This is a genomic window from Bradyrhizobium sp. P5_C12, from assembly GCF_054049735.1.
In genome coordinates this window covers 1-23935 of the sequence record NZ_JBFULU010000035.1, presented here as the reverse complement: position 1 = coordinate 23935, position 23935 = coordinate 1, and the positions used below count along the sequence as shown (strand labels likewise).

General features: G+C 65.0%; 21 protein-coding genes. 8 read left to right on the top strand and 13 right to left on the bottom strand.

The window, feature by feature from the left end:
• Window positions 1–286 precede the first annotated feature (286 nt).
• The 3 genes from ACXJMY_RS26630 (at window position 287) to ACXJMY_RS26620 (ending at window position 4267) form a co-directional block, all read left to right on the top strand.
• On the top strand, window positions 287–2017 hold the full coding sequence (locus ACXJMY_RS26630) for a hypothetical protein (RefSeq protein ID WP_456622317.1): 1731 nt from the start codon (window positions 287–289) through the stop codon (window positions 2015–2017).
• Between the two features lie 229 nt (window positions 2018–2246).
• Complete coding sequence (locus ACXJMY_RS26625) at window positions 2247–2972, top strand: thermonuclease family protein (protein WP_456622316.1); 726 nt, start codon at window positions 2247–2249, stop codon at window positions 2970–2972.
• A gap of 107 nt (window positions 2973–3079) precedes the next feature.
• Window positions 3080–4267, top strand: a complete 1188-nt coding sequence (locus tag ACXJMY_RS26620; protein WP_456622315.1) for a pyridoxal-phosphate-dependent aminotransferase family protein — start codon at window positions 3080–3082, stop codon at window positions 4265–4267.
• A 263-nt stretch (window positions 4268–4530) separates the two neighbouring features.
• Here ACXJMY_RS26620 and ACXJMY_RS26615 read toward each other — a convergent pair whose 3' ends face one another.
• On the bottom strand, window positions 4531–5640 hold the full coding sequence (locus ACXJMY_RS26615) for a hypothetical protein (protein WP_456622314.1): 1110 nt from the start codon (window positions 5638–5640) through the stop codon (window positions 4531–4533).
• Window positions 5640–7076, bottom strand: coding sequence for an MBOAT family O-acyltransferase (locus ACXJMY_RS26610; protein ID WP_456622313.1), 1437 nt, complete (start codon window positions 7074–7076; stop codon window positions 5640–5642). Before ACXJMY_RS26610 ends, ACXJMY_RS26615 begins: the two co-directional genes overlap by 1 nt.
• 326 nt (window positions 7077–7402) lie before the next feature.
• Between ACXJMY_RS26610 and ACXJMY_RS26605 the strand changes: the two genes are divergently transcribed.
• Window positions 7403–9508 carry a S9 family peptidase gene (locus ACXJMY_RS26605; RefSeq protein ID WP_456622312.1) on the top strand — a complete coding sequence of 702 codons (2106 nt, stop codon included), beginning with the start codon at window positions 7403–7405 and terminating at the stop codon, window positions 9506–9508.
• A 185-nt stretch (window positions 9509–9693) separates the two neighbouring features.
• Here the strand turns inward: ACXJMY_RS26605 and ACXJMY_RS26600 are convergent, their stop codons facing one another.
• The 5 genes from ACXJMY_RS26600 to ACXJMY_RS26580 all read right to left on the bottom strand — a co-directional run bounded on the left by ACXJMY_RS26600 (window position 9694) and on the right by ACXJMY_RS26580 (window position 14920).
• Window positions 9694–10413, bottom strand: a complete 720-nt coding sequence (locus ACXJMY_RS26600; RefSeq protein WP_456622311.1) for a ribonuclease activity regulator RraA — start codon at window positions 10411–10413, stop codon at window positions 9694–9696.
• Window positions 10414–10537: 124 nt separating this feature from the next.
• Complete coding sequence (gene araD / locus ACXJMY_RS26595; protein WP_456622366.1) at window positions 10538–12277, bottom strand: L-arabinonate dehydratase; 1740 nt, start codon at window positions 12275–12277, stop codon at window positions 10538–10540.
• A complete protein-coding gene (locus tag ACXJMY_RS26590) occupies window positions 12271–13131 on the bottom strand; it encodes an ABC transporter permease (RefSeq protein ID WP_456622310.1) in 861 nt (286 codons plus the stop codon). The genes araD and ACXJMY_RS26590 overlap by 7 nt, the downstream gene beginning before the upstream one ends.
• Before the next feature lie 11 nt (window positions 13132–13142).
• Complete coding sequence (locus tag ACXJMY_RS26585) at window positions 13143–13904, bottom strand: ABC transporter ATP-binding protein (protein WP_456622309.1); 762 nt, start codon at window positions 13902–13904, stop codon at window positions 13143–13145.
• Window positions 13904–14920, bottom strand: a complete 1017-nt coding sequence (locus tag ACXJMY_RS26580) for an ABC transporter substrate-binding protein (protein WP_456622308.1) — start codon at window positions 14918–14920, stop codon at window positions 13904–13906. The genes ACXJMY_RS26585 and ACXJMY_RS26580 overlap by 1 nt, the downstream gene beginning before the upstream one ends.
• A 94-nt stretch (window positions 14921–15014) precedes the next feature.
• Between ACXJMY_RS26580 and ACXJMY_RS26575 the strand changes: the two genes are divergently transcribed.
• The 3 genes from ACXJMY_RS26575 (at window position 15015) to ACXJMY_RS26565 (ending at window position 20022) form a co-directional block, all read left to right on the top strand.
• Window positions 15015–15731, top strand: coding sequence for a GntR family transcriptional regulator (locus ACXJMY_RS26575; protein ID WP_456622307.1), 717 nt, complete (start codon window positions 15015–15017; stop codon window positions 15729–15731).
• A 297-nt stretch (window positions 15732–16028) separates the two neighbouring features.
• Window positions 16029–16448 (top strand): response regulator, encoded by a 420-nt coding sequence (locus ACXJMY_RS26570; protein ID WP_456622306.1) that lies wholly within the window; start codon window positions 16029–16031, stop codon window positions 16446–16448.
• Complete coding sequence (locus ACXJMY_RS26565; RefSeq protein WP_456622305.1) at window positions 16426–20022, top strand: PAS domain S-box protein; 3597 nt, start codon at window positions 16426–16428, stop codon at window positions 20020–20022. The genes ACXJMY_RS26570 and ACXJMY_RS26565 overlap by 23 nt, the downstream gene beginning before the upstream one ends.
• A 91-nt stretch (window positions 20023–20113) precedes the next feature.
• Here the strand turns inward: ACXJMY_RS26565 and ACXJMY_RS26560 are convergent, their stop codons facing one another.
• Complete coding sequence (locus ACXJMY_RS26560; protein ID WP_456622304.1) at window positions 20114–20749, bottom strand: response regulator transcription factor; 636 nt, start codon at window positions 20747–20749, stop codon at window positions 20114–20116.
• Between the two features lie 149 nt (window positions 20750–20898).
• On the opposite strand from ACXJMY_RS26560, the gene ACXJMY_RS26555 reads away from it, so the two are divergent.
• Entirely contained in the window at window positions 20899–21264 is a 366-nt protein-coding gene (locus ACXJMY_RS26555) for a hypothetical protein (protein WP_456622303.1), read from the top strand.
• A gap of 12 nt (window positions 21265–21276) precedes the next feature.
• On the opposite strand, the gene ACXJMY_RS26550 is transcribed toward ACXJMY_RS26555, so the two are convergent.
• From ACXJMY_RS26550 to ACXJMY_RS26530, 5 genes are all read right to left on the bottom strand, one after another.
• Window positions 21277–21780, bottom strand: coding sequence for a response regulator (locus ACXJMY_RS26550; RefSeq protein WP_456622302.1), 504 nt, complete (start codon window positions 21778–21780; stop codon window positions 21277–21279).
• A 140-nt stretch (window positions 21781–21920) separates the two neighbouring features.
• Entirely contained in the window at window positions 21921–22238 is a 318-nt protein-coding gene (locus ACXJMY_RS26545; RefSeq protein WP_008565131.1) for a hypothetical protein, read from the bottom strand.
• 2 nt (window positions 22239–22240) lie between these two features.
• Window positions 22241–23122 (bottom strand): CheR family methyltransferase, encoded by an 882-nt coding sequence (locus ACXJMY_RS26540; RefSeq protein WP_456622301.1) that lies wholly within the window; start codon window positions 23120–23122, stop codon window positions 22241–22243.
• A 61-nt stretch (window positions 23123–23183) separates the two neighbouring features.
• Window positions 23184–23570 (bottom strand): response regulator, encoded by a 387-nt coding sequence (locus ACXJMY_RS26535; RefSeq protein WP_456622300.1) that lies wholly within the window; start codon window positions 23568–23570, stop codon window positions 23184–23186.
• Between the two features lie 31 nt (window positions 23571–23601).
• A partial coding sequence (locus ACXJMY_RS26530; RefSeq protein WP_456622299.1) for a chemotaxis protein CheW occupies window positions 23602–23935 on the bottom strand: 334 nt, incomplete at its 5' end.

The following is a 23935-nucleotide window of genomic DNA, read 5'->3' as shown; positions in this document are numbered from 1 at the left end:
CAAACCCTTAACCGGATCTGGCCTCCCCGGCAATAGATCGCCCAAAATTTGAGCTAAGTGGTTGAAGCTAATAGTTAATTCTCCGACCGAAAATTGCATGTTTTTTCATCTCCGGGCCATTCCGGAGTCTTCACCATGCAGCCCCTGTGCCGGGTTTTTCCGTGACCACCATCACATTTGTATTTCCTGCGAATCCGGGTAGCCTTTTCAAAGACTTGCAGGGGGTGGCACGGAGCTGGGAGCGTGCTGGCCGGCCCCTGGGCGAGGCCCCGCGACCAGGTATTTCATGAGCTTTCAATATTTTGCCGGCGCCGCCTGCCGGGCGCTGACGGCGCGGAAGGACGGCCCCTCTCTTTACGACGTCTGCGATCCCGTATTGTCGGGTCCGGCCAGCGGCGATCCGCATCTGGCCAAATTCTACAAGACCGCGCTCGGCAATCCCGCATTGCGGGTGCTGCTCCGCCGTGCCGGACTGCCCGAATTGCGCGACGAGGCCAGACTGAGCCGGCTGCGCCAGGCGCTGGTCCGCGCCCGCGACGATGCCGAGCCCGACTGGGCGGCGGCCGGCCAGCCCGTCGCCGATCTCGTCGACACCATCGCGCTGGATCACCCCAAGCCGCCGCCGGCGATATTCGTCGGCGCCATGCCGGCGCAAGCGCAGATCGACGGCGTGATCCGCGACTGCGCGCAGCATCTGCTGGGCTCGTATCGCCGCAACGGCTTCCTGCCGACCTATGCCGCCTTCAACCTGATCGGCGATCCCGACTTCCGCGGGCGCGAGCTGATCATGGCGCTGAACGGCCTGAACGCGCGCGGCTACAAGAATTCCTCGCTGCTGTTCAATCTCGCCCGCGTCTTCATCGCGCGCTCGCCGGCGCGCGCCGTGGTCAATCCGCCCTGGCGAGGGATTGCCGAGCCGATGTGGGAGCCGATGCAGATCCGCCACCGCTCGGCCTATTACGATGCGTTCTTCATCGAGGCGCTGCTGAGCTATGTCGAAACCGGGCTCGCTGCGCCGGCCGACAAGAGCGCGGCGGAACGCGCCGTCGCCGACATGGTCGATTTCTGCGTCAATGTCAGCCGCGAAGAGGTGCAGGGCAGCGACGGCGCGCGTTTCGACGTCATCACGGCGCTGGCGCCTGCACCGCATCCGCGGTTCTCCCGCTTCTTCGCGCAGATCAAGCAGGATCTCGGCTTCGGCATCTACGTGCCCGACTGCGACACCACGGCCTGCTCGATCTCCGCGGCGACGCAGGCCGGCTGCACCGATCCGATTATCGATCAGCCGCTGCTGGATTTCTATGCCGGCTACCAGGTGCGCGCCGGCGTCAACGAGCCGCGCGTGACCGTCCCGCTCAACGACAACATCGACTACGAGGGCGGCGTCGCGACCTGGATCGACAATCTCGCCGGCGAGCGGCCCTATGGCAACGATCTCGATCCGACACTCAATCTCGACATTCTCGAGGTGAGCTTTCGCAACCTCGCGCGCTGGAAGATATTGGAAACGCCGGCGCGGCTGGCGACCGTGCACCGCATCATCGGCTTCCAGAAGCGGCTCGCCGCAAGCGGCGCCTTCGCCAATCCCCGCTCGCACATTTACTACCTTCCGGAGCTCTACAGCGCCTATTTCGGCCGCTGCTATGCGGCCTTCCTGGCGCTGCCGCTGGCGGCGCAGGCCGCGATCGATCCCGATGGCGAGTTCGATTTCATCCGTCACCGCGTGTTGTCCTACGTCCAGGGCGAGCTGATGGCCGCCGAGATGAACGTGTTCGACGCGGCGCTGGCGCTGATCGCGCTCGGCCATCTCGGCGCCGATCCGCGCGCCTTTGCGCCGGCGCTGAACGTGATCGTCGGCGCCATCGGCGAAGGCGGCCGCCGCGGCCCGTTCCGCGCCTATGAATGGAACAAGATGAAGACGCCGACACGGATCCTGGTGGGTGGACCCGAGGTGACGTCGGCGTTCGTGCTGATGGGACTGGCGGTGGCGCGGCGGGCGATGATGGGACGGGGGTGAGGGTTCACGCAGAACGTAGGGTGGGCAAAGGCGCGCACTTCGCGCGCCTTGCCCACCATTCCTCCGCAATGCCAGACATGGTGGGCACGCTTCGCTTTGCCCACCCTACGGTCCATCGCCGCAATGACAGGAAGTTGAAAGCCCATCTGTTAGGCAGGCGCTGGCCGGGCGGACAAAAGCCGACCACAATTGCCGGGCTTATCGAGATTTTCTTCACACGCGGACCGGCATGTTGCGAAAAATCCTGATTGCGTTGTCACTGCTCGCCTTGCCGTCATTGGCGCAGGCCGCCGAGATCACCGGCACGGCGAAGGTCCGCGACGGCGATTCCGTCGTGATCGGCAACACGAGGATCCGGCTCGGCGGCATCGACGCGCCGTCGTCCGACCAGCTCTGCCTCAACACCAATACCGAGCGCTGGACCTGCGGGATCGCGGCGCGCGACGAGCTCGCCAAATACACCGAGGGCAAGAACTGGGTCTGCCATACCCGCGCGATCGACCGGCGCGGCCGCACCGTGGCGCGCTGCGAGGTCGGCGGCGAGGACATCCAGAAATGGCTGGTGCGCAGCGGCTGGGCGCTGTCCTACACCCGGGTCTCGCACGACTATGACGCGGATGAAGCTGCCGCGCGTGAGGCAAAAGCCGGGATGTGGCAGGGCGCCTTCATCGCGCCCTGGGACTGGCGCGTGCGCAACAAGAAGACGACGATATTGGGCGCCACCAAGCCGCCCGAGGGCGCGCATTCGGTGCTGCTGGCTTCCGCCTCCGGCCCGGTCGCGCCCTCGCCGGACTGCACCATCAAGGGCAACGTCAACAGCGCCGGCGAGTGCATCTACCATACCCCGAACAGCCGCTGGTACACCCAGATCAAGATGAAAATCGCCAAGGGCACCCGCTGGTTCTGCTCGGTTGAAGACGCGGAGGCCGCCGGTTGCCGCGAGACGAAGCGATAACCCACTTCAGACCTGCGTTTTCCGTGCTTTTCTTGGCCGCCTCCAACGCGTAGAAACGCAGATCATCAACCCTCCAGACCGTCTTCACGACACAAGGACCAACAGCAATGACCGTTCGCGCGGGCCGGGAGTTTCTGGCCATCCCCGGGCCCACCACGATGCCCGACGAGGTGCTGCAGGCGATGCATCGTCCGGCGATCGACATCTACTCCAAGCAGATGACCGATCTGACCGAGAGCCTGCTCCGCGACATCTCGAACCTGTTCGCGACCAAGGGCAAGTCCTACATCTACATCGCCAACGGACACGGCGCCTGGGAAGCGGCGCTGAGCAACGTGCTGTCGCGCGGCGACAAGGTGCTGGTGCTGGAGAGCGGTCGCTTCGCGATCGGCTGGGGCCATGCGGCAAAGCTGATGGGCGCCGAGGTCGAGGTGCTGAAGGGTGATTGGCGCCGCGCGGTGCGGCCGCATGAGGTCGAGGAGCGCCTGCGCCGCGACAAGGAGCACACCATCAAGGCCGTCGTCGTCGTCCAGGTCGATACCGCCTCGGGCGTGCAGAACGACATCGAGGCGATCGGCAAGGCGATCAAGGCTGCCGGCCATCCCGCGCTGTACATGGTCGACACCGTCGCCTCGCTCGGCTGCATGCCGTACGAGATGGACAAATGGGGCGTCGACGTCACCATGTCCGGCTCGCAGAAGGGCCTGATGACGCCGCCCGGCCTCGGCTTCGTCGCCGCCAACGCGCGCGCGCTCGAAGTGCACAAGAAGGCCAATATGAGCACGCCCTATTGGAGCTGGAGCGAGCGCGAAGGCACCGAGCATTATCGCAAATATGCCGGCACCGCGCCGGTGCATCTGTTGTTCGCGCTGCGCCAGGCCATCGACCTGTTGCACGAGGAAGGTGTGGAGCACGCGTTTCGCCGCCACAGCCTGCTCGGTGAGGCCGCGCGCCGCGCCGTTTCCGCCTGGTCGGAAGGCCAGGTGCTCGGCTTCAACGTCGCGGAAGCCAGCGAGCGCTCCAACACCGTGACCACGGTGACCATGAGCAACGGCCATGATCCGGCGGTGCTGCAACGCTATTGCAAGGAGAAGTGCGGCGTGGTGCTCGGCACCGGCATCGGCGACCTCTCCGGCCAGGCCTTCCGCATCGCCCATATGGGCCATGTCAATGCGCCGATGCTGCTCGGCACGCTAGGGGTGATCGAGATCGGCCTCAACGCGCTGAAGATCCCGCACGGCAAGGGCGGGCTCGAGGCCGCGGTGGCGTATCTCGGCGAGCAGGTGGCGGTGTAATTCACTGTCGTCCCGGCGAAAGCCGGGACCCATACCGCGTGATCTATCAGTGACGCACGGTGTGCGTACCACGAGAAGACTCCTTAACTGCGAGTCTTCGCCAAATTCCTCCCTGGGGTTATGGGTCCCGGCCTTCGCCGGGACGACAGCGGGGTTTTTGGCTACTGCTGAGCATCACAGCTGCAGTCTCTTGTAGCCCGGGTGAGCGAAGCGGCACCCGGGATTCTTGCGCGAGGCCCCGCATGTCGCTTCGCTCATGCGGGCTACGGCTGCGGCACCCGATAAGCCTCGACCTGAGCCTTCAGCTCACCCAGTGACGCGAGCGGCGCTTTCGGATCGACGCGATACTCTCCGCTCACCAACCACCCCAGCACCTTCGCATCGACGCGCGGCGAATGGTGGATGACGTCGCTGTAATTGCCGAGGTCGTGGGTGACCTGCTTGATCGCACGGAAATCGTGGAGCCGCACATTGGGAAGCTGCGTCAGGCGCTGCGCCACGAGGGCCGTGAGATCGGTGACGATCTTCAGCGTCGCCGGTGACGCCTCGCGCATCGCGACGAATTGCAGGATCGAATAGGGTGGAAAGTAGATGTCGAAGGTCACGTCTGGATGGCGCGCGATCAGGCCGACGGCATCGCGCTCGAAATGCCGGACCATGGCGTCATGGCCGTAGCCTTCGCCGAGGAAGCGGCTGCGCACGGGATCGGTGATGTAGGCGAAGGCGGCCAATGTTCGCTGCGCGTTGTAGCCGCGGGCGAAATCGAAATCCCGTGGCAGCGCATGGATGTCGTCGACGTCGGACAGCGCAAACGCGACGGGGAGGAAAGGCGCCGCCTGAGTCAGCGGCTCCCGCAGCGGTGGAATCGACCGCAGCACCGCGAACAGGGATTCCTTCGCCATCGCGGCGCTGAACAGATAGGTCGCGATCCCCTTTGCGCTTCCACGATAGAGATCGGCCGACAGATAGGGATCGGCGTCGATGTCGGGTGCATCGACGAAGATCCAGTCGTCCATCTCCCAGATCACGCGCCGGGCGCCGCGCCCGATCGCGTGCTCCAGCACAAAACCCTGCTGGCGTGAATTGGACCCGGTCATCGCCAGCTTGAGCGAATGGACGCCCAACGCGCGATCGATGTCGCTCTGGCGAAAATGAATCGCGAGCGAAGAGCCCATGAAGGCGGCGTCGAACGACTGGCTGCGGAGCAATCCGGCATTCTGCATGCGCGTGTCGTCGGAATAGAACGCCGGGACGAGACGCGACGGGCGGAACAGTTGCAGCGGATCGACCGCGAAGGTGAGCGCAGCCGCACCCAGCATGCACACCACGCTGGCGAGGAGAAGGCGTTTCAAATTGGTGAAGGTGCCCCGCATCAGAACCGGAAATAGATGAATTCGCTGTGGCTCTGGATGCCGAGAACCCCGAGCGCGAGCACCAGCGAGGCGCCATAGAGGAACAGCGGCCGCATCCGCCCTGCCAGCAGGCCATCACCGACCCTGCGATTGCCGTGATCGTAGCCCATGATTCCTTGCGTGTTCGGCGCCAGCCACACCAGCGCGGCATAAATCGTGACCAGCACCAGCGCCGCGATCTCCTCGCGGCCGAAGGCGATATTCGCAGGGTCGGCCATGGCACTGAGGATCCGCAGCGCCCAATCAACCCGCTCGGCGCGAAAGAACACCCAGGCGACGACGACGGCCAGGAAGGTCAGCACGGCTCCGATGACACGGAGCGGGCGCGCAAGGGGCGACGGAATGTTCGGCACCAGCGCGTTGAAGGCGTGATTGATGCAGAGATAGGCGCCGTGCAGCGCGCCCCACACCACGAATGTCCAGGCCGCGCCGTGCCAGAGCCCGCCGAGCAGCATCGTGACGATCAGATTGACATAGCGCAGCACGCGGCCGCGGCGGTTGCCGCCGAGCGGGATGTAGAGATAGTCGCGCAGGAATTGCGACAACGTGATGTGCCAGCGGCGCCAGAACTCGACGATGCTGGTGGCCTTGTGGGGCGAGTTGAAGTTGACGGGCAGGAAGATGCCGAACATCAGGGATATGCCGATCGCCATGTCGGAATAGCCGGAGAAGTCGAAATAGAGCTGGAATGTGTAGGCGAGAGCGCCGAGCCAGGCCTGGTCGAAGCTCGGCGAGCGCGCATCGAAGGCGAGCGCGACCAGGGGCTGGATGCCGTCGGCGAGGCAGGTCTTCTTGAACAGGCCGATCGCGAAGATGATGGTTCCGCACAGCATCAGATGTGGGTCCGGATGCTTGGTTTCCTTCCGCTCGAATTGCGGGATCATGTCCTTGTGGTGGAGGATCGGCCCCGCGATCAGATGCGGGAAGTAGGTCACGAACAACGCATAATGCGGCAGCGCATAGGCCGCGACCTGGCCGCGATAGGCATCGACCAGAAACGCGATCTGGGTGAAGGTGTAGAAGGAGATGCCGACCGGCAGCAGGATGTGGACCGCGACATGGGTGCCGAGCAGCGCATTGACATTGTCGGCGGCGAAGCCCGCATATTTGAAGATGCCGAGCACCAGGAGATCGCCGGCAACACCGAGGGCAAGCGCCGCCCGGCGCTGCACTGGGGCGAGCTCCGCCGCAATCAGGAGATAGCCGACGCCATAGTTGAAGGCGATCGACGCCAGCAACAGCCCTGCGAACTGCCAGTTGCCGATGGCGTAGAAGGCGAGCGAGGCCGCCGCGAGCCAGATCACCGGGGTCAGATTGCTGCGCCGCCCGAGCCAGAAATACCCGGCCAGCGCGGCCGGCAGGAACAGCAGGATGAACGGATAGGAATTGAACAGCATCGGGCTGGACCGGCGGCGGGTTACTGCCCCTAAAGCATAGACGGGGGCGATCAACAACCCGGCGACTTGGCGCAGTCCTTCTCAGTCCTTGGCGCAGCGGCGCTGGTAATTGGCGGAATCGGGACGATATAAGGCGGTGCATCTTCTCCCTCTCCCCGTTCTTACGGGGAGAGGGTTGGGGTGAGGGGCCTCTCTCCGCACGTGAGATGGTTGAAAGACCTGTACCCCCTCACCCGGAATTTGCTTTCGCAAATTCCGACCTCTCCCCGCAAGCGGGGGAGAGGTTAAGAAAGAGCAGCGCGCGAACGTGACAAGATGAGGATCGAGTGACCCAGACCAAGACACCTTCCCAGCCCCCCGTCGCCCCCCGCCGGCCGCATTCCTTCACGCGGCACGGCATCGCCGTGAGCGACGATTATGCCTGGCTGAAGGATGAGAAATGGCAGGAGGTGCTGCGCAATCCCAGCGTGCTCGATCCCGATATCCGCAAATATCTCGACGAGGAGAACGGCTACACCGAGAGCCTGCTCGGCCACACCGCAGCGCTCCAGAAAACGCTGGTGCGCGAAATGCGCTCGCGGATCAAGGAGGACGATTCCAGCGTGCCATCGCCGGACGGACCTTTCGCCTATTTCCGCAAGTTTCGCGAGGGCGGGCAGCATGAATTATACGGCCGCATGCCGCGCGACGGCGGCGACAGCGACATCGTGCTCGACGGCGACGCGCTCGCCAAGGACCACAAATATTTCAAGTTCGGCGGCAGCCGGCACTCGTACGATCACAAGCTGCAAGCCTGGAGCGCCGATACCAAGGGCTCGGAATATTTCTCGATCCGCGTGCGCGACTGGGCGACGGGCAAGGATCTTGACGACGTCGTCGAGGAGACCGATGGCGGCATCGTCTGGGCTGCGGATTGCAAGAGCTTCTTCTATGTGAAGCTCGACGACAATCACCGCCCGATGCAGGTGTGGCGGCACCGGCTGGGAACGAAGCAGGCCGACGACATCCTGGTCTATGAGGAGCAGGACTCCGGCTGGTTCACCCATCTGCATGAGAGCACCAGCGGCCGCTTCTGCGTGATCGCGGGCGGCGATCACGAGACCTCGGAGCAGCGCCTGATCGATCTCGCCAATCCCGACGCGCCACCGCGCCTGGTCGCGGCGCGCGAGGATGGCGTGCAATATTCGCTCGCCGACCGCGGCGACCAGCTTTTCATCCTCACCAATGCCGACCACGCCGTCGACTTCAAGATCGTCACCGCGCCGCTCAGCGCACCCGAGCGCAAGAACTGGCGCGATTTGATCCCGTATCGTCCCGGCATCTACATCATCGACCTCGATCTCTATGCCGGCCATCTGGTGCGGCTGGAGCGCGCCAATGCGCTGCCGGCGATCGTGATCCGCGATCTCACGTCCAGCGAAGAGCACGCGATCGCCTTCGACGAAGCCGCCTATTCGCTTGATACGATGGGCTCCTACGAGTTCGAGACGACCACCCTGCGCTTTGCCTATTCGTCGATGACGACGCCGTCGGAGGTCTATGACTACGACATGGCGAAGCGCACGCGCACCTTGCGCAAGCGCCAGGAGATTCCGTCCGGCCACAATGCGAGCGACTACGTCACCACGCGCATCATGGCGAAGGCCTATGACGGCGCGGAGGTGCCGGTGTCGATCCTGTATCGGCGCGGGCTCAAGCTCGACGGCGCGGCACCGCTGCTGCTCTACGGCTACGGCTCCTACGGCATGGCGATGCCGGCCTCCTTCAACGCCAACCGCCTGTCGCTGGTCGATCGCGGCTTCGTTTACGCCATCGCCCATATCCGCGGCGGCGCCGACAAGGGCTGGGGCTGGTATCTCGACGGCAAGCGCGAGAAGAAGACGAATTCATTCGACGACTTCGCCGCCAGCGCCCGCGCGCTGATCGCAGCGAAGTACACCAGCGCAAAGCGCATCGTCGGCCATGGCGGCTCGGCCGGCGGCATGCTGATGGGCGCGGTCGCGAACCGCGCCGGCGAGTTGTTCGCCGGCATCGTCGCCGAGGTCCCGTTCGTCGACGTGCTCAACACCATGCTCGACGACACGCTGCCGCTGACGCCGCCGGAATGGCCGGAATGGGGCAACCCGATCGAGAGCGAAAAGGATTTTCGCACCATTTTGTCCTACTCGCCCTACGACAATGTCGCCGCGCAGGACTATCCGGCGATCCTCGCCATGGGCGGACTGACCGACCCGCGCGTCACCTATTGGGAGCCCGCGAAATGGATCGCGCGCCTGCGCGCCACCATGCGCGGCGGCGGCCCGGTGCTGCTCCGCACCAACATGGGCGCCGGCCACGGCGGCGCATCGGGCCGCTTCAACCGGCTGGATGAAGTCGCGATCGTGTATGCGTTCGCGCTGTGGGCGGCGGGGATGGCGGAGGCTGGGGTGTAAGCGTCACCCTCCGCCGTCGTCCCGGCGAAGGCCGGGACCCACCGCGTGATCTAGCGATGACGCGCAGGTAGCAGTCCCGCAGGAAGATTTCTTAACTGCGAGTCTTCGCCAAACTTCTCCCTGGGGTTATGGGTCCCGGCCTTCGCCGGGACGACACTGGTGTTGTGGCGCTACCAACAGTCTAACTACCGCCCGTTCTTCTTCCGCCATGCCGCGAAGTCGGTCAGCGTCTGCGGATCGGTCGCCGGATAAAGGCCGAAGATGCCACGGCCCTTGTTGACTTCCTCGGTGACGAAATCCTCGAACGCGGTCATCTCGAAGGTCTCGTTGGCGATCTCCTCAGTGAGGTGTGCGGGGATCACGATGACGCCGTCGCTGTCGCCGAGAATGACGTCGCCGGGAAACACCGGCGCGTCGCCGCAGCCGATCGGGACGTTGATCTCGATCGCGTGGTGCAGCGTCAGGTTGGTCGGCGCGCTCGGGCGATGGTGGAAGGCGGGGAAGCCGAGCTTTGCGATCTCGGCAGAGTCGCGAAAGCCGCCATCGGTGACGACGCCGGCGACGCCGCGCTTCATCAAGCGCGTCACCAGGATCGCGCCGGCCGAGGCTGCGCGCGCGTCCTTGCGGCTGTCCATCACCAGCACGGCGCCCGGAGGGCAATCCTCGACCGCCTTGCGCTGCGGATGCGAGCGGTCCTTGAACACCTCGATGGTGTTGAGATCCTCGCGCGCCGGCATGTAGCGCAGCGTGAAGGCCTCGCCCACCATGGTCGGCTGGTCCGGGCCCAAGGGGTGCACGTCCTGGATCATCTGGATGCGCAGGCCGCGCTTGAACAAAGCGGTGGCGACCGTGGCGGTGGAGACGGATTTGAGCTTGTTGCGGGTGGCTTCGGTGAGTTTGGTCATGGTGTGCTCTCTCATGGTCGTCATTCCGGGGCGATGCGTCAGCATCGAACTATGGTGCGCAATTGCCCCAGAGAATCTCGAGGTTCCGGGTCTGGTCCTTCGGACCATCCCGGAACGACAGAAACTAGTAAATCGACGGCTCGCCGATCGGTGCGCCGAAATCGGTCTCCAGGAAGTCGAAGTCGCAGCCGTCATTGGCCTGCTTGATGTGCTTGGTGAACATCCAGCCATAGCCGCGCTCGAAGCGGCGCTCGGGCGCCTTCCAGGCGGCGCGGCGTTTTGCGAGCTCGGCCTCGGATACGTCGAGATTGATGGTGCGCGCTTCGACGTCGAGCGTGATGCGGTCGCCGTTCCGCACCAGCGCCAGCGGGCCGCCGACATAGGATTCCGGTGCGACGTGCAGGATGCAGGCGCCGTAGCTGGTGCCGCTCATGCGCGCGTCCGAGATGCGCACCATGTCGCGCACGCCCTGTTTCACGAGCTTGGTCGGGATCGGCAGCATGCCCCATTCCGGCATGCCGGGCCCCCCTTGTGGGCCTGCATTGCGCAGGATCAGGATGTGATCCTCGGTGACATCAAGATTGGGATCGTCGACCGCCTTCTTCATCGACGGATAATCGTCGAACACCAGCGCAGGTCCGGTGTGCTTGAGGAAGCGCGGCGCGCAGGCGGAGGGTTTTATGACGCAGCCATCGGGCGCGAGATTGCCCTTGAGCACGGCGAGCGCGCCTTCCTTGTAGATGGGATTGTCGACCGAGCGGATCACATCGTCATTGTGCACTTCGGCATGCGCGATGTTCTCGCCGACCGTCTGGCCGGTAACGGTGATGCAGTCGAGATGCAGATGCGGCTTGATCTGGCCCATCAGCGCCGGCAGGCCGCCGGCGTAGAAGAAGTCTTCCATCAGATAGGCATCGCCACTCGGCCGCACATTGGCGATGACCGGCACCTTGCGGCTCGCAATCTCGAAATCGTCGAGGCCGATGTCCTGGCCGGCGCGGCGCGCCTGCGCGATCAAATGGATGATCGCATTGGTCGAGCAGCCCATCGCCATCGCCACCGCAATGGCGTTCTCGAAGGCTTTTCGGGTCTGGATCGTCTTCGGCGTCAAATCTTCCCACACCATCTCGACGATGCGGCGGCCGCATTCCGAGGCCATGCGGATGTGGTTGGCGTCCGCCGCCGGTATCGAGGAGGCACCCGGCAGCGTCATGCCGATCGCTTCTGCGATCGCGGTCATGGTCGAGGCGGTGCCCATGGTCATGCAGGTGCCGTAGCTGCGGGCGATGCCGGCTTCGATGTCGAGCCAGTCCTTCTCGGAAATCTTCCCGGCGCGCCGCTCGTCCCAATATTTCCAGCCGTCCGAGCCGGAGCCGAGCGTCTTGCCCTTCCAGTTGCCGCGCAGCATCGGACCGGCCGGCAGATAGATCGCCGGGATGTTCATCGAGGTTGCGCCGAGCAGCAGCGCCGGCGTGGTCTTGTCGCAGCCGCCCATCAGCACCACGCCGTCGACGGGATGGCTGCGCAAGAGCTCCTCGGCGTCCATCGCCAGCAGATTGCGATAGAGCATGGTGGTCGGCTTCAGCAGCGATTCCGACAGCGACAGCGCCGGCAATTCCAGCGGCAGGCCGCCGGCCATCAGGATGCCGCGCTTGACGTCGTCGACCCGCGACTTGAAGTGCATGTGGCAGGGCTGGGCGTCCGACCAGGTGTTGAGGATCGCGATGATCGGGCGATCCTTCCACTCCTCCGGCGCGTAGCCCATCTGCATGGTGCGGGAGCGGTGGCCGAACGAGCGGAGGTCGTCGGGCGCGAACCAGCGGGCGCTGCGGAGCTGGTCGGGTGTTTTCTTCTTGGTCACGATTGGGTGCCCCATTTCTGGACGGTGTTCCGCTCGATAGCACGGAAGATCAGGTTCTCGACAAAGAGCCCGATGATTATCACAGTCAGCAATCCTGCGAAGACCGCGGGAATATCGAGCAGGTTGCGATTTTCGAAGATGAACCAGCCGAGCCCGCCCTGGCCAGAGGACACGCCGAACACCAGCTCCGCCGCGATCAGCGTGCGCCAGGCGAAGGCCCAGCCGATCTTGAGGCCGGTGAGGATCGAGCCGAAGGCGGCGGGAATCAGGATCTTTGCCACATAGGGCAGCCCGCGCAGGCCGTAATTGCGCCCGACCATGCGCAGCGTGTTGGACACGCTCTTGAAGCCGGAATGGGTGTTGAGCGCGACCGGCCACAGCACCGAATGGATCAGCACGAAAACCAGGCTGCCATTGCCGAGACCGAACCAGATCAAGGCGAGCGGCAACAGCGCGATCGCCGGCAATGGATTGAACATCGCCGTCACCGTCTCCAGGAAATCGGTGCCGATACGGGTGGAGATCGCGAGCACCGTGAAGATCGCGGCAAGCACGATGCCCGCCGAATAGCCCATGAACAGCACTTTCAGCGAGGCCCAGGCCCGCAGCGGAATGGTGCCGTCCTTGACGCGGTCGTAAAGCGTGACGACCGTGTCGTGCAGCGTCGGAAACAGCAGGGGATTGTCGAGGGTGAGGCCGTAGGCCTCCCAGACCGCCGCCAGGAACAGGATGATGACGGTCTTGCGGACAAAACCGTCGTTCCACAACAACTCGGCAACGCCCAGCTTGCGCTCGACCTCGCCCGCACCGGTGGCGGCGACCGGCGCGTCACGCAGCAGAATTCTCGCTTCGCCCATCTGAGGCTCCCCTAGTGCGCCACAGCTTCGGCAGCGAACAGGAGATCGTGGATCTCCTTCTCCAGCCGGCCGGCGCTGCCGTCCCCGTTCGAGACCTTGTCGACGTCGACCACCTCGGCCTTGACGCGGCCGGGATGTGGCGACAGCAGCAGGATGCGGTTGCCGATGCGGATCGCCTCGGCAATCGAATGGGTGACGAACAGCACGGTGAATTTGGTCTCGCTCCAGAGCTGGAGCAGCTCATCCTGGCAGGTTCGCCGCGTCAGCGCGTCCAGCGCCGCGAACGGCTCGTCCATCAGGAGAATATCCGGCTCCATCGCCATGCCGCGCGCGATCGCGACGCGCTGCTTCATGCCGCCGGAGAGCGTGTGCGGATAGGCATCGACCACGCGGGTCAGCCCGACCTTCTCGATATAGGCCCGCGCCCGCGCCTCGGCCTCCTTGCGCGGCAGCTTTCGCGCGGTCAGCAGCGGAAACATCACGTTGGCGAGCACGGTCTTCCAGGGCAGCAGCTGGTCGAACTCCTGGAAGATCATCATGCGGTCGGCGCCCGGCCCGTGGATCTCGCGATTGTTGATGGTCATGCGGCCTTCGCTCGGTGACATGTAGCCGCCGACGGCCTTGAGCAGGGTCGACTTGCCGCAGCCGGACGGCCCGAGCAGCACGAAGCGGTCGGACCTGTCGACGGTGAATGAGACCCTTTCGGTGGCGGTGACGACGGCGCTGGAGGTCTTGTAGCGCAGCGTCACCCCGCTGACGTCGAGCAGCGCCATCAATTGCCCTTCAAATCGTGCGCKACGGGGAGATAATAATCGGTCCAGGCCTTGGGCTGGGTCTTCAGCGTGCCGGTCTTGTACAAATGGGCGGCGAACTTCATCGTGCCCTGCGGCTCGAGATTCCACTCCATCATGCCGGGCTCCTTGAGGAGGTCGAGCAGCTCCTCGGCCGAGGTCTTGTCGCCGGTGATCTCCTTGTAGATCTCGACGGCCTGTTTGGTGTCGCTGCGGATCAGGTCCTGCGCCTCCTTGGTCGCGTCGCGCACGGCCTGGACGATTTTCGGATTGGCGTCGGCGAATTTCGTCGTGGTGAAGAACTGCGCCTGGCTGAGCGGGCCGCCCATCACGTCCGGCGACGACAGCACGACATGCGCGCCCGGCACGTTCTTCAGCTCCAGGAACGTGAACGGCGGGATCGAGAAGTGGGTGTGCACCTCATGCTTGGAATTGGCGAGCGCCGCATAGGCGTCGGGATGGCCGAGCTGCACCGTGTTGACGTCGAGCTTCGACCATTGATCGGCCCCGAAGGCTTCGGCGGCCGCGATCTGCAGCACGATCGCCTGGGTCGAGACCTTCACCGTCGGCACCGCGATCTTGTCGCCGGGGCCGAAATCCCTGATCGACTTGATGTTGGCGTCGCGGCTGATCAGCGTCATCGGCTGCGCCGAGGTCGCGACGATGCCCTTGACCCCGCCGCGGGTGCGGTCCCACAGCAGCAGCAGATTGCCGGTGCCGGTGTTGAGAATGTCGACGCCGCCTGCGAGCAGCGCATCGGTCTGCGCGCCGCCGCCGGAGAACGTGATCCATTTGGTGGTGACACCGGAGACGCCGAGCGAAGCTGCGTGCTTCTCGATCAGCTTCTGCTTCTCCATGATGTGGCTCGGCATGTAGAAGATGCCGGGCTGCCGCGACAGCGCGATCTCTGACTTCTGCTGGGCGTGCGCGGCGGACACCGCCATGGCGGCGGCGATCAGGGTGGCGGCAGCCAGGCTGCTGCGACGATGCATCATCATTGTTGTGTGTTTCCTCCGGCCATCGTTGAGCCGCGTTGACGCTACTGATGCACTAATATATTAGTGCATCAAAGGCAAGCCCGCGGAGCCCGTCATGGAATCATCCCACGCCGCGCCGCGCGCGGCCCCACGGTCCGCCACCCGGCTCGACCGCGGCCGCCAGGCCGCGCCGCAGGTGTTCGAGCGGCTGCGCAATGCGATCGTCGCCCTCGAACTGCCGCCCGGCGCCCCGCTGTCACGCGCCGAGCTCGCCGGCCAGTTCGGCGTCAGCTCGACGCCGGTGCGCGACGCGCTGATGCGGCTCGAGGAAGAGGGCCTGGTCGAGGTGTTTCCGCAGCATGCGACCGTGGTGAGCCGGATCGACGTCGACCGCGCGCAGCAGGCGCATTTCCTGCGCCAGGCGCTGGAGCTGGAGATCGTCCGCCTGCTCGCGGCCCCTCGCGACACGGCGCTTGTCATCCGCCTGGACCACGCCATCGCGTTGCAACAGCAATTTGCCAAGGCCGGTGACTTCGAAGCCTTCATCGCCGGAGACAACGATTTCCACGCCCAGCTCTACGCTGCCGCCGGAAAGCAGGACCTCTGGGCGCTGGTGCGCAGCCGCAGCGGACATATCGACCGGCTGCGCCGGCTGCACCTGCCCTCGCCCGGAAAGGCCCAGAATATCGTACGCCACCACAAGCTGATCACGCGCGCGATCGAGGCCGGAGACGCCGATGCCGCTCAACAGCATCTGCGCACGCACCTGTCGGGCACGCTAAGCGAGCTGGACACGATCCGAAGCCACTATCCCGAGTACCTCACCGACTAGAGCGCGGCGGTTCGCCGCTCCGGCCCGCGGCGAAACTACGGCACCGTGCAACTACGGCGATTATTATAGTTCCGACCGCCTTTCCGGAGCTGGCGCAGCATCTTACGCCATGCGCTCAGGGGCTTGTGCACGAAGGCATGCATATGGAAGCATCTGCGGAATCGGTTGCGGCGGGCAGCCCTCGTGCCGGTTGCGAAGTGCTTGCAGGCCGGGTCGAATCCGCGCAACATTTTCGTGTTTGATGGCTTGATTTGCGGTCGCCGGAAAACGTCCCACCCGGCCCGGAGGGTTTCAGACGTGGCCAACATCCTGATCGTGGATGACGATCCGGCCGTCCAGCTCACGATCCGGCTGCTCCTGGAGAGGGCCGGTCATCACGTGACGGTCGCCGGCGATGGCCGCAAGGGGCTCGCGCTGTTCGAGAGCAGCCCATTCGACCTGCTGTTCCTCGACATCTTCATGCCCGGCATGGACGGGCTGGAGGCCATGCGCCACATCCGCCGGCAACAGCCGGCCATTCCGATCATCGTCATTTCCGGCCGCGCGATCACGCCTGACGCCAATGCGGAGCCGGATTTCCTGAAGATGGCGACCAAGCTCGGCGCGGTGGCGAGCCTGCAGAAGCCGTTCAGGGCCGAGGCGCTGCTCGCCGCGGTCGACGGCTGCCTGGACGCGGGCAAGCCGGAGGGGCCCAATGTCAGCACCGGCAGCCGATGATGAGGACGCCCGTTCTGTTCCAGCGCAGAACCGGCGCGGCGCTTGGAGACGCGGTGCGAATATCGCCATGACGCTCACCACGCGGCTGGCCATCGCGATGATCCTGCTGGTGGCGGTGACCGTGGCCGCAGTCGGCTGGCTCGGCTATCGCAACATCACCCAGGCCGTCATTCCGCGGGTCCTGGAACGCATCGAAGCCCAGTCGCGCCTGCGGGCTACCAATCTCGAATCCTACGTTGCCGGAGCTCGCGGCGATTTGGCGGGCTATCGCTCCGCCGCGGCCATCAACGGCCTGATCCGCGCGCGCCTCGGCGGAGGCACCGACGCCCTTGACGGCGTTTCGGAGCAAACCTGGCGCGACCGCATCGCTGCGCGGCTCATGGCCGAGATCGAGGCCAAGCCCAGCTACGGACAGTTTCGCATCATCGGTCTAGACGACGACCAGCGCGAGCTGGTCCGCGTCGATCGCTCCGGCCCGAATGGAGCGGCACGGATCGTCCCCAACGGCGAACTGGAGCGCAAGAGCGAGCGAACCTATTTTCAGGAAACAATCCGGCTGGCGCCGAACGAAATTTACGTTTCGCCGATCGAACTCGCCACCCGCCAGGGAGGGACCACGGTCTTTCACACGCCGACCTTGCGAGTCGCGACGCCGCTGTTCACGCCGGACGGCAAGCCGTTCGGCATCATCATCGCCAATATCGACATGCGTCCGGCACTCGACCGCGTCCGCGCGACCGTGGGCTCAGGGGGAGAGATTTACGTCGTGAACTCGCGCGGCGACTATCTCGTCCATCCCGATCGCGCGCGAGAATTCGGCTCGGTGCGAGGCCATCCCACCAACTGGCGCAATGACTTTCCATTTTTTGCGACCCAGGTTGGCACGGTGGAAGGGGCGACGCAGGTTCTGACCGACCGGTCGGGCCGGCCGAGCGGCGCGGCGATCGCGCCGGCGCTGCTTGCGGGCAAGGAATGGGTCGCCATCATCGAGACAGTTCCTCCGGCCGTGTTCGGCCGCGTGCCGGCCGCCATTCAAAAAACGTCCCTGCTCGTCGGCGTGCTTGCCGTCCTCGCCGCGGCTTCGCTCGCGGTGCTCCTGGCGCGCTCATTGACCCGCCCGATCGGGCGTCTGACCGCGGCGGTGGAGGCAATCGGCGGCGGACGCCCGGCCGACATTCCCGTCGATGCCAGCGGCGAGACCGGCGTGCTGGCACGGGCTTTTGCCCGTATGGTCGAAGAGACGCGGGCGAAAACAGCCGCGCTCGAACGCGAGGTTCAGGAGCATCGCCGCACCGAGCTCGCGCGAAGCCATCATGCGGCGCGCGAGCGCTTGTTCAGCGCTGCCGTCGAATCATCCGACGATGCGATCGTGATGCAATCGCTCGATGCCATCATCACGGGCTGGAATCCCGCCGCCGAACGCCTCTATGACTATTCGGCCGATGAGGCGATCGGGAAATCCACCTCGATCATCGTCCCGCCCGACCGTCGCGAGCAGGGCAAGGACATTTTGCGGCGGATCGCCCGGGGCGAGCCGATCGAACGCTTCGAGACCGTGCGCCTGCGCAAGGACGGCACGCCGGTCGAGATCTCACTCAGCCTCTCCCCGATCCGCGGGCCGTCGGGTGAGATCGTCGGCGTCTCCGGGTCGGCCCGCAGCCTGACCGAGGCGCGACGGACCGAGCGGGCGCTTCAGCAGCAGCTCGAAGAGCGGCGGCAGATCTTCGAGACCTCGCAGGATCTGATCATGGTCATGAATTCGCGGGGCCACGTGGTGCAGATCAGCCCGAGCAGCGAGGCCATCCTCGGCTATCGGCCGAAGGAGATGGTCGGCCGCAGCGGCGTCGACTTCATTCATCCCGATCATCTGGTGCAGTCCCGCGTCGAGATGCGCGCGCTCCGGCGCGGCGATCGCCCCAAATTCGCCGACACCCGCTGCTTGCACAAGAACGGGCATGAGGTCTGGCTGTCCTGGCTCGGCAGCTGGTCCGAGCCGGCGAAACGCTTCTTCTTCGTCGGGCGCGACATGACCGAGGCCCGGCTCGCGCAGGAATCCCTGCGCGAAAGCGAACGGCTCGCCCGCAACATCGTCGAGACCGCGCTCGACGCCTTCGTCCAGACCGACGATCGCAGCACCATCCTGAACTGGAGCTCGCGGGCCGAAGAGCTGTTCGGCTGGCGGCGCGACGAGGCGCTGGGCAAGAATGCGATCGATCTGATCGTCGCGGATGGCGAGCGCAGGAGGGTCAATGCCGGCCTCGCGCGTTTCGTCGAGTCCGCGGACGGCCGGACGCTCAACCGCCGCCGCGAGCTGATGGTTCGCCGGCGCGACGGCAAGGAATTCAAGGCCGAACTGAGCGTGACGGCGCTGAGGCGCCGCGAGGGACTGTTGTTCAACGTCTTCTATCGCGACCTCACCGACAAGATCGCGGCCGAAGAGCGGATCCGCCATGCCGAGAAGATGGAGGCGGTCGGCCAGCTCACCGGCGGGGTGGCGCACGATTTCAACAACATCCTCACCGTCATCACCGGCACGATCGAGATCCTGGCTGAGGCGGTGGCCAAGGAGCCGGAACTTGCAGCGATCACCAAGATGATCGACGAGGCCGCCGGACGCGGCGCCGAGCTCACCCAGCACCTGCTCGCCTTCGCGCGCAAGCAGCCGCTCCAGCCGCGTGAGGTCGACGTCAACTCGCTGATCATCGACACCGCGAAGCTGTTGCGGCCGACGCTGGGCGAGCAGATCCAGATCGAATCCGTGTTCGAATCGGAGAGCAGCGTCGCGATCGTCGATCCCAACCAGCTCACCACGGCGATCCTCAACCTCGCGCTCAACGCCCGCGACGCCATGCCCGGCGGCGGCAAGCTGATCGTCGAGACGGGCGCCGCCTATCTCGACGAGGTCTATGCCAGCGTCAACGACGTCCCTCCCGGGCACTATGTGCTGATCGCCGTGAGCGACACCGGCGCCGGCATTCCCGCCAACATGCTGACCAGGGTGTTCGATCCGTTCTTCACCTCGAAGGGGCCCGGCAAGGGCACCGGCCTCGGGCTCTCCATGGTCTACGGTTTCATCAAGCAGTCCGCGGGCCACATCAAGATCTACAGCGAGGAGGGCCACGGCACCACGATCAAGATGTACCTGCCGCCCGGCAAGACGGCCACCGTGATCGGCGAAGGCGTGACGCCCGCGACGATCGAGGGCGGACATGAGACGATCCTCGTGGTCGAGGATGACCGGCTGGTGCGCGACTACGTGCTGGCGCAACTGCATTCGCTCGGCTACGTCACCTTGCAGGCCGCGAACGCCGCGGAGGCGCTAGCGATCGTCGCCGCCGGAAAGCGGTTCGACCTGCTGTTCACCGACGTGATCATGCCCGGCAGGATGAATGGACGGCAGCTCGCCGACGAGCTGTTGAAGACGCGTCCCGATCTCAGGGTGGTCTACACGTCCGGCTATACCGAGAATGCGATCATCCATCACGGCCGGCTGGATTCGGGCGTTCTGCTGCTGGCGAAGCCCTATCGCAAGTCGGATCTTGCACGGATCATCCGCAGGTCGCTGAGCGCCTGAAACTGCGTAGCCCGGATGAGCGAAGCGACATCCGGGACTCTGCGACAGCGTTCCCGGGTATCGCTTCGCTCACCCGGGCTACGAAAGCTCTTTACGACGCGCGTTGCGCCGCCGTCATCACGATACGGATCAGATCGGCGGCGTTGCGCGCGCCGAGCTTCTTCATGATGTTGGCGCGGTGGTCCTCGATCGTGCGCGGGCTGATGCCGAGCGTGCGGCCGGCTTCCTTGTTGGACGCACCGGCGGCGAACTGTTCGAGCACTTCGCGCTCCCGGCGGGTCAACGGCTCGCGTCCGGGGAAATGCAGCGAGCCGAATTTCGGCGACGCGTTCTCTGCCTGCCGGCGTGCATAGGCGCCGATCGCCTCGTCCAGCCGGCCGACGATCTCGCTGCCGCGGAACGGCTTCTCGATGAAGTCGAGCGCGCCGCTCTTGATGGCGCCCACCGCCATCGTGATGTCGCCCTGGCCGGAGATCATGAAGATCGGCGCGGGATAGTCCTCGCCGTGCAGCTCCTTGAGGATGTCGAGGCCCGACTTGCCGGGAATGTGCACGTCGAGCAGGATCGCAGCCGGTGTGCGGCTTCGCGCGACGGAGAGCAGCGCTGCGCCATCGGCGAAACAGATCACCTCATAGCCCGCCGCCTTCAACACCATCGACAAGGTGTCGCGAACGGCAGGGTCATCGTCGACCACGAAGATTTCACCGCGAGAGCTTTGTTCGGCCATGTGCCACATCCGGTTGGCATGAAGGACTCGCGTCCGCGCCAACCGTTATGGCGTTAGGCGCGGATTCGGCCCACCCGTATTTGTACGGGACATGGACTTAACGCACAAGTAGCGGCATGGCGCCTAATTGCAGGTGACGGAGAATATCCATGCTAAATCTCGCCAGCCCGCCCCCTCGCGTCACGACGCCCGAAGCCGACAGCCGTCAGTTGATCGCAGCCGATCTTCGCTCTCTGATCGCGCAGATCGAGAGCAGCATGCGCCTGATCGACGCAGCCATGATCGACGCAGCCTTGATGGACGAAGGCCCGGCACAGCACGGCAACGGCGATCAGGCGGCGGGTTCCACCGACATTTTCGTGCTCGACGACGTCACGCCCCGGTATGCCACGGCGAGTGCCGCCCTCAACGCCTGCCGCGCCGGCCTCGGCCACGCGCTGCAATCCTTGTCGGACTCCGGCGGTCCGGCGGAGACGACGATCGGTGCGGCAGACCTGCCGCACCGGATCGCATAGCTGGTCCGCGCCTTACGCGCGGTGCCGTTCCACGATTGCGTCGGTGGCGACACCGCCCCAAGTGTGCATCGCAGGCAGACCCATCGCGGCTTTGCCGAGATTGGCGAGGCTGATGCGCAGGGCCGCGAGATCGAGCGGCTTCGGCAGGCTCTGGAGCTCGATCCCGACGGAACGGGCAAAGCTGCGGGCGGCGCTGCGCCGCTTGCCGTCCATGCCGCTGATGACGATCACGGCGCCCGCGAATTTCGCCGCCGCCATCTCGCGCAGCACGTCGATGCCGTCGCCGTCCTCCAGCACCAGATCGAGCGTCACGCAGTCGAAGCGCGCGGCGCGAAGCTTTTCGATCGCCTCCGCCACGGACGGCGCCACGGTGACTTCGTGGCCGGCCTGCTTGGCGGCGACCGTGATCAGGCTGCGCTGCGTGGCGTCGTCGTCGACCACCAGGAGCTGAAGCGCGCGCCGCTCGGCGACGTCGGGCAGGTTTGACGAGATCGGGGAGAGGGAACTTCTTGGCATTGCCATATCCTGAGATTGAGACCGGCAATGGATACACGGCTCGCGCTTAAGCCCCGTAAAGCTACTGCGGCGAATTCACTCGGATGTTTTAGCAAATATGAAGCAACGTGTCGGGAAGAGAGACGGGGTGCGCGAGCAGATCACGCCGCCTCGTCACGGCCGCCGGCCGCGCCGCGCTTCTTCCTGTTCTTGCCGCGCAGGAACTGGATGTCCATCTCGGCGCCGTTGACGCGCACCAGCTCGCAGCGGCGGTAGGCAAGGCCAGTGGACGACAACAGCAGGAAGAACTCTTTCAGGTTCAAGCCCTGGATCGAACCTTCCACCGTGAGGATGGCGTCGGTGTCGGAGATCGCGTTGAGCTTGCAGTCGCGGCGCCAGGTGCCGTCGATGGCCATGATGCAGACATCATAGCCGCGGCTGAACGTCACGCGCTCCGCGCCCTTTCCATCCTCGGCCATGCCTATCGTCCTGCCACAGCCGCCATGCGCGGCGGCGAGCCGGCGACAGCCGGCTTGGTTGYCGCCGCACGCGGATCGTTCGGCTTGTAGAGACCGCGCCGTTCCGGGATCGGCCTGAACGTATCGGTCAATCCGACCACGGTTTCGGCCGCACCCAGCACCAGGAAGCCGTCGGGCTCGATCTGTCGCGCCAGGCGGTTGAAGATGTTTATCTTGGTCTCCTGGTCGAAATAGATCAGCACGTTGCGGCAGAAGATGACGTCGAAGGTGCCGAGCTGCGCGAAGTCGTGCAGCAGGTTGAGCTGGCGGTGCTGGATCATCGCGCGCAGCTCGGGATTGATCTGCCAGGTCTCGCCGGTCTGCTTGAAATATTTCATCAGCATCTGGATCGGCAGGCCGCGCTGCACTTCGAACTGGCTGTAGATGCCGGCCTTGGCCTTCTCCAGCACCTCCTGCGACAGATCGGTCGCGATGATCTCGACGCGCCAGCCGGTCAGGGCCGCACCCATCTCCTTCAGGCTCATCGCCAGCGAATAAGGCTCCTGCCCGGTCGAGCCGGCGGCGCACCAGATGCGCACGCTGCGGCGGCCGGCGCGGGCCTTGATGACCTCGGGCATGATCGTATCGCGGAAATGATCGAACGGGACCTTGTCGCGGAAGAAGAAGGTCTCGTTGGTGGTCATGGCCTCGACCACGTTGGTGACGAGCGCGCTCGCGCCCGCGCCTTGCAGCTTCTGCACGAGCTCGCCGATGCCGGAGAGTCCGGCCTTGCGGGCGAGCGGCAGCAACCGGCTTTCGATCAGATATTGCTTGTCTGCGGACAGGTCGAGCCCGGAATGATCCCTCAGGAACTTACGCAGATACTCATACTCGGTCGGGGTCACGGATAGCCTCTCGGAAGCTGTACTGGGAACACTCGGGCCGGACCACTCGGGCCAGACACACTCAGACCATAGCTTGTCCGACCGGGATCAAGCCGACCTCAGCAAACTTGTCGGCGATAATGTCTTTGTCGAAGGGCTTCATGATGTACTCGTTGGCGCCGCCGCTGAGCGCTTGGGCGATATGAGCCACGTTGTTCTCGGTGGTGCAGAACACGACCTTGGGCTGGTCGCCGCCGGGCAGGCGGCGCATGTGGCCCATGAACTCGAAGCCGTCCATCACCGGCATGTTCCAGTCGAGCAGCACCGCGTCGGGCAGGCTGCGCTGGCAGATCTCGAGCGCCTTCGAGCCGTCTTCGGCCTCGGTGACTTCGAATTCCAGGCCTTCCAGGATCCGGCGCGCGATCTTGCGAACGACGCTGGAATCATCGACCACCAAACATGTCTTCATTTTGGTTCTCCGGCTTCGATGTTTCGTTGGCTCACGCAGCCATCTGCACTTCGGTCTTGAGTTCGAGGACGCGATCGACGTCGAGGACGACCATGAGCTGACCGTCGAGGCGGTGGACGCCGCCGGCGAGCTTGGCCATGCGGGGATCGAGGTTGACGGGGTTTTCTTCCTTGCCGTCCTCGGACAGGCGCAGCACCTCGCCGATCTGGTCGATCAGGAGGCCGTAGGATTCGCCGCGCAGGTCGACGCCGACTGCCATCGGCACCTTGCCGTCCTCGGGCTTGGGCAGGCCGAGCCGGGCGCGCATGTCGACCACGGTGACGATGCGGCCGCGCAAATTCAGCACGCCCGCGATCTCGCGCCGC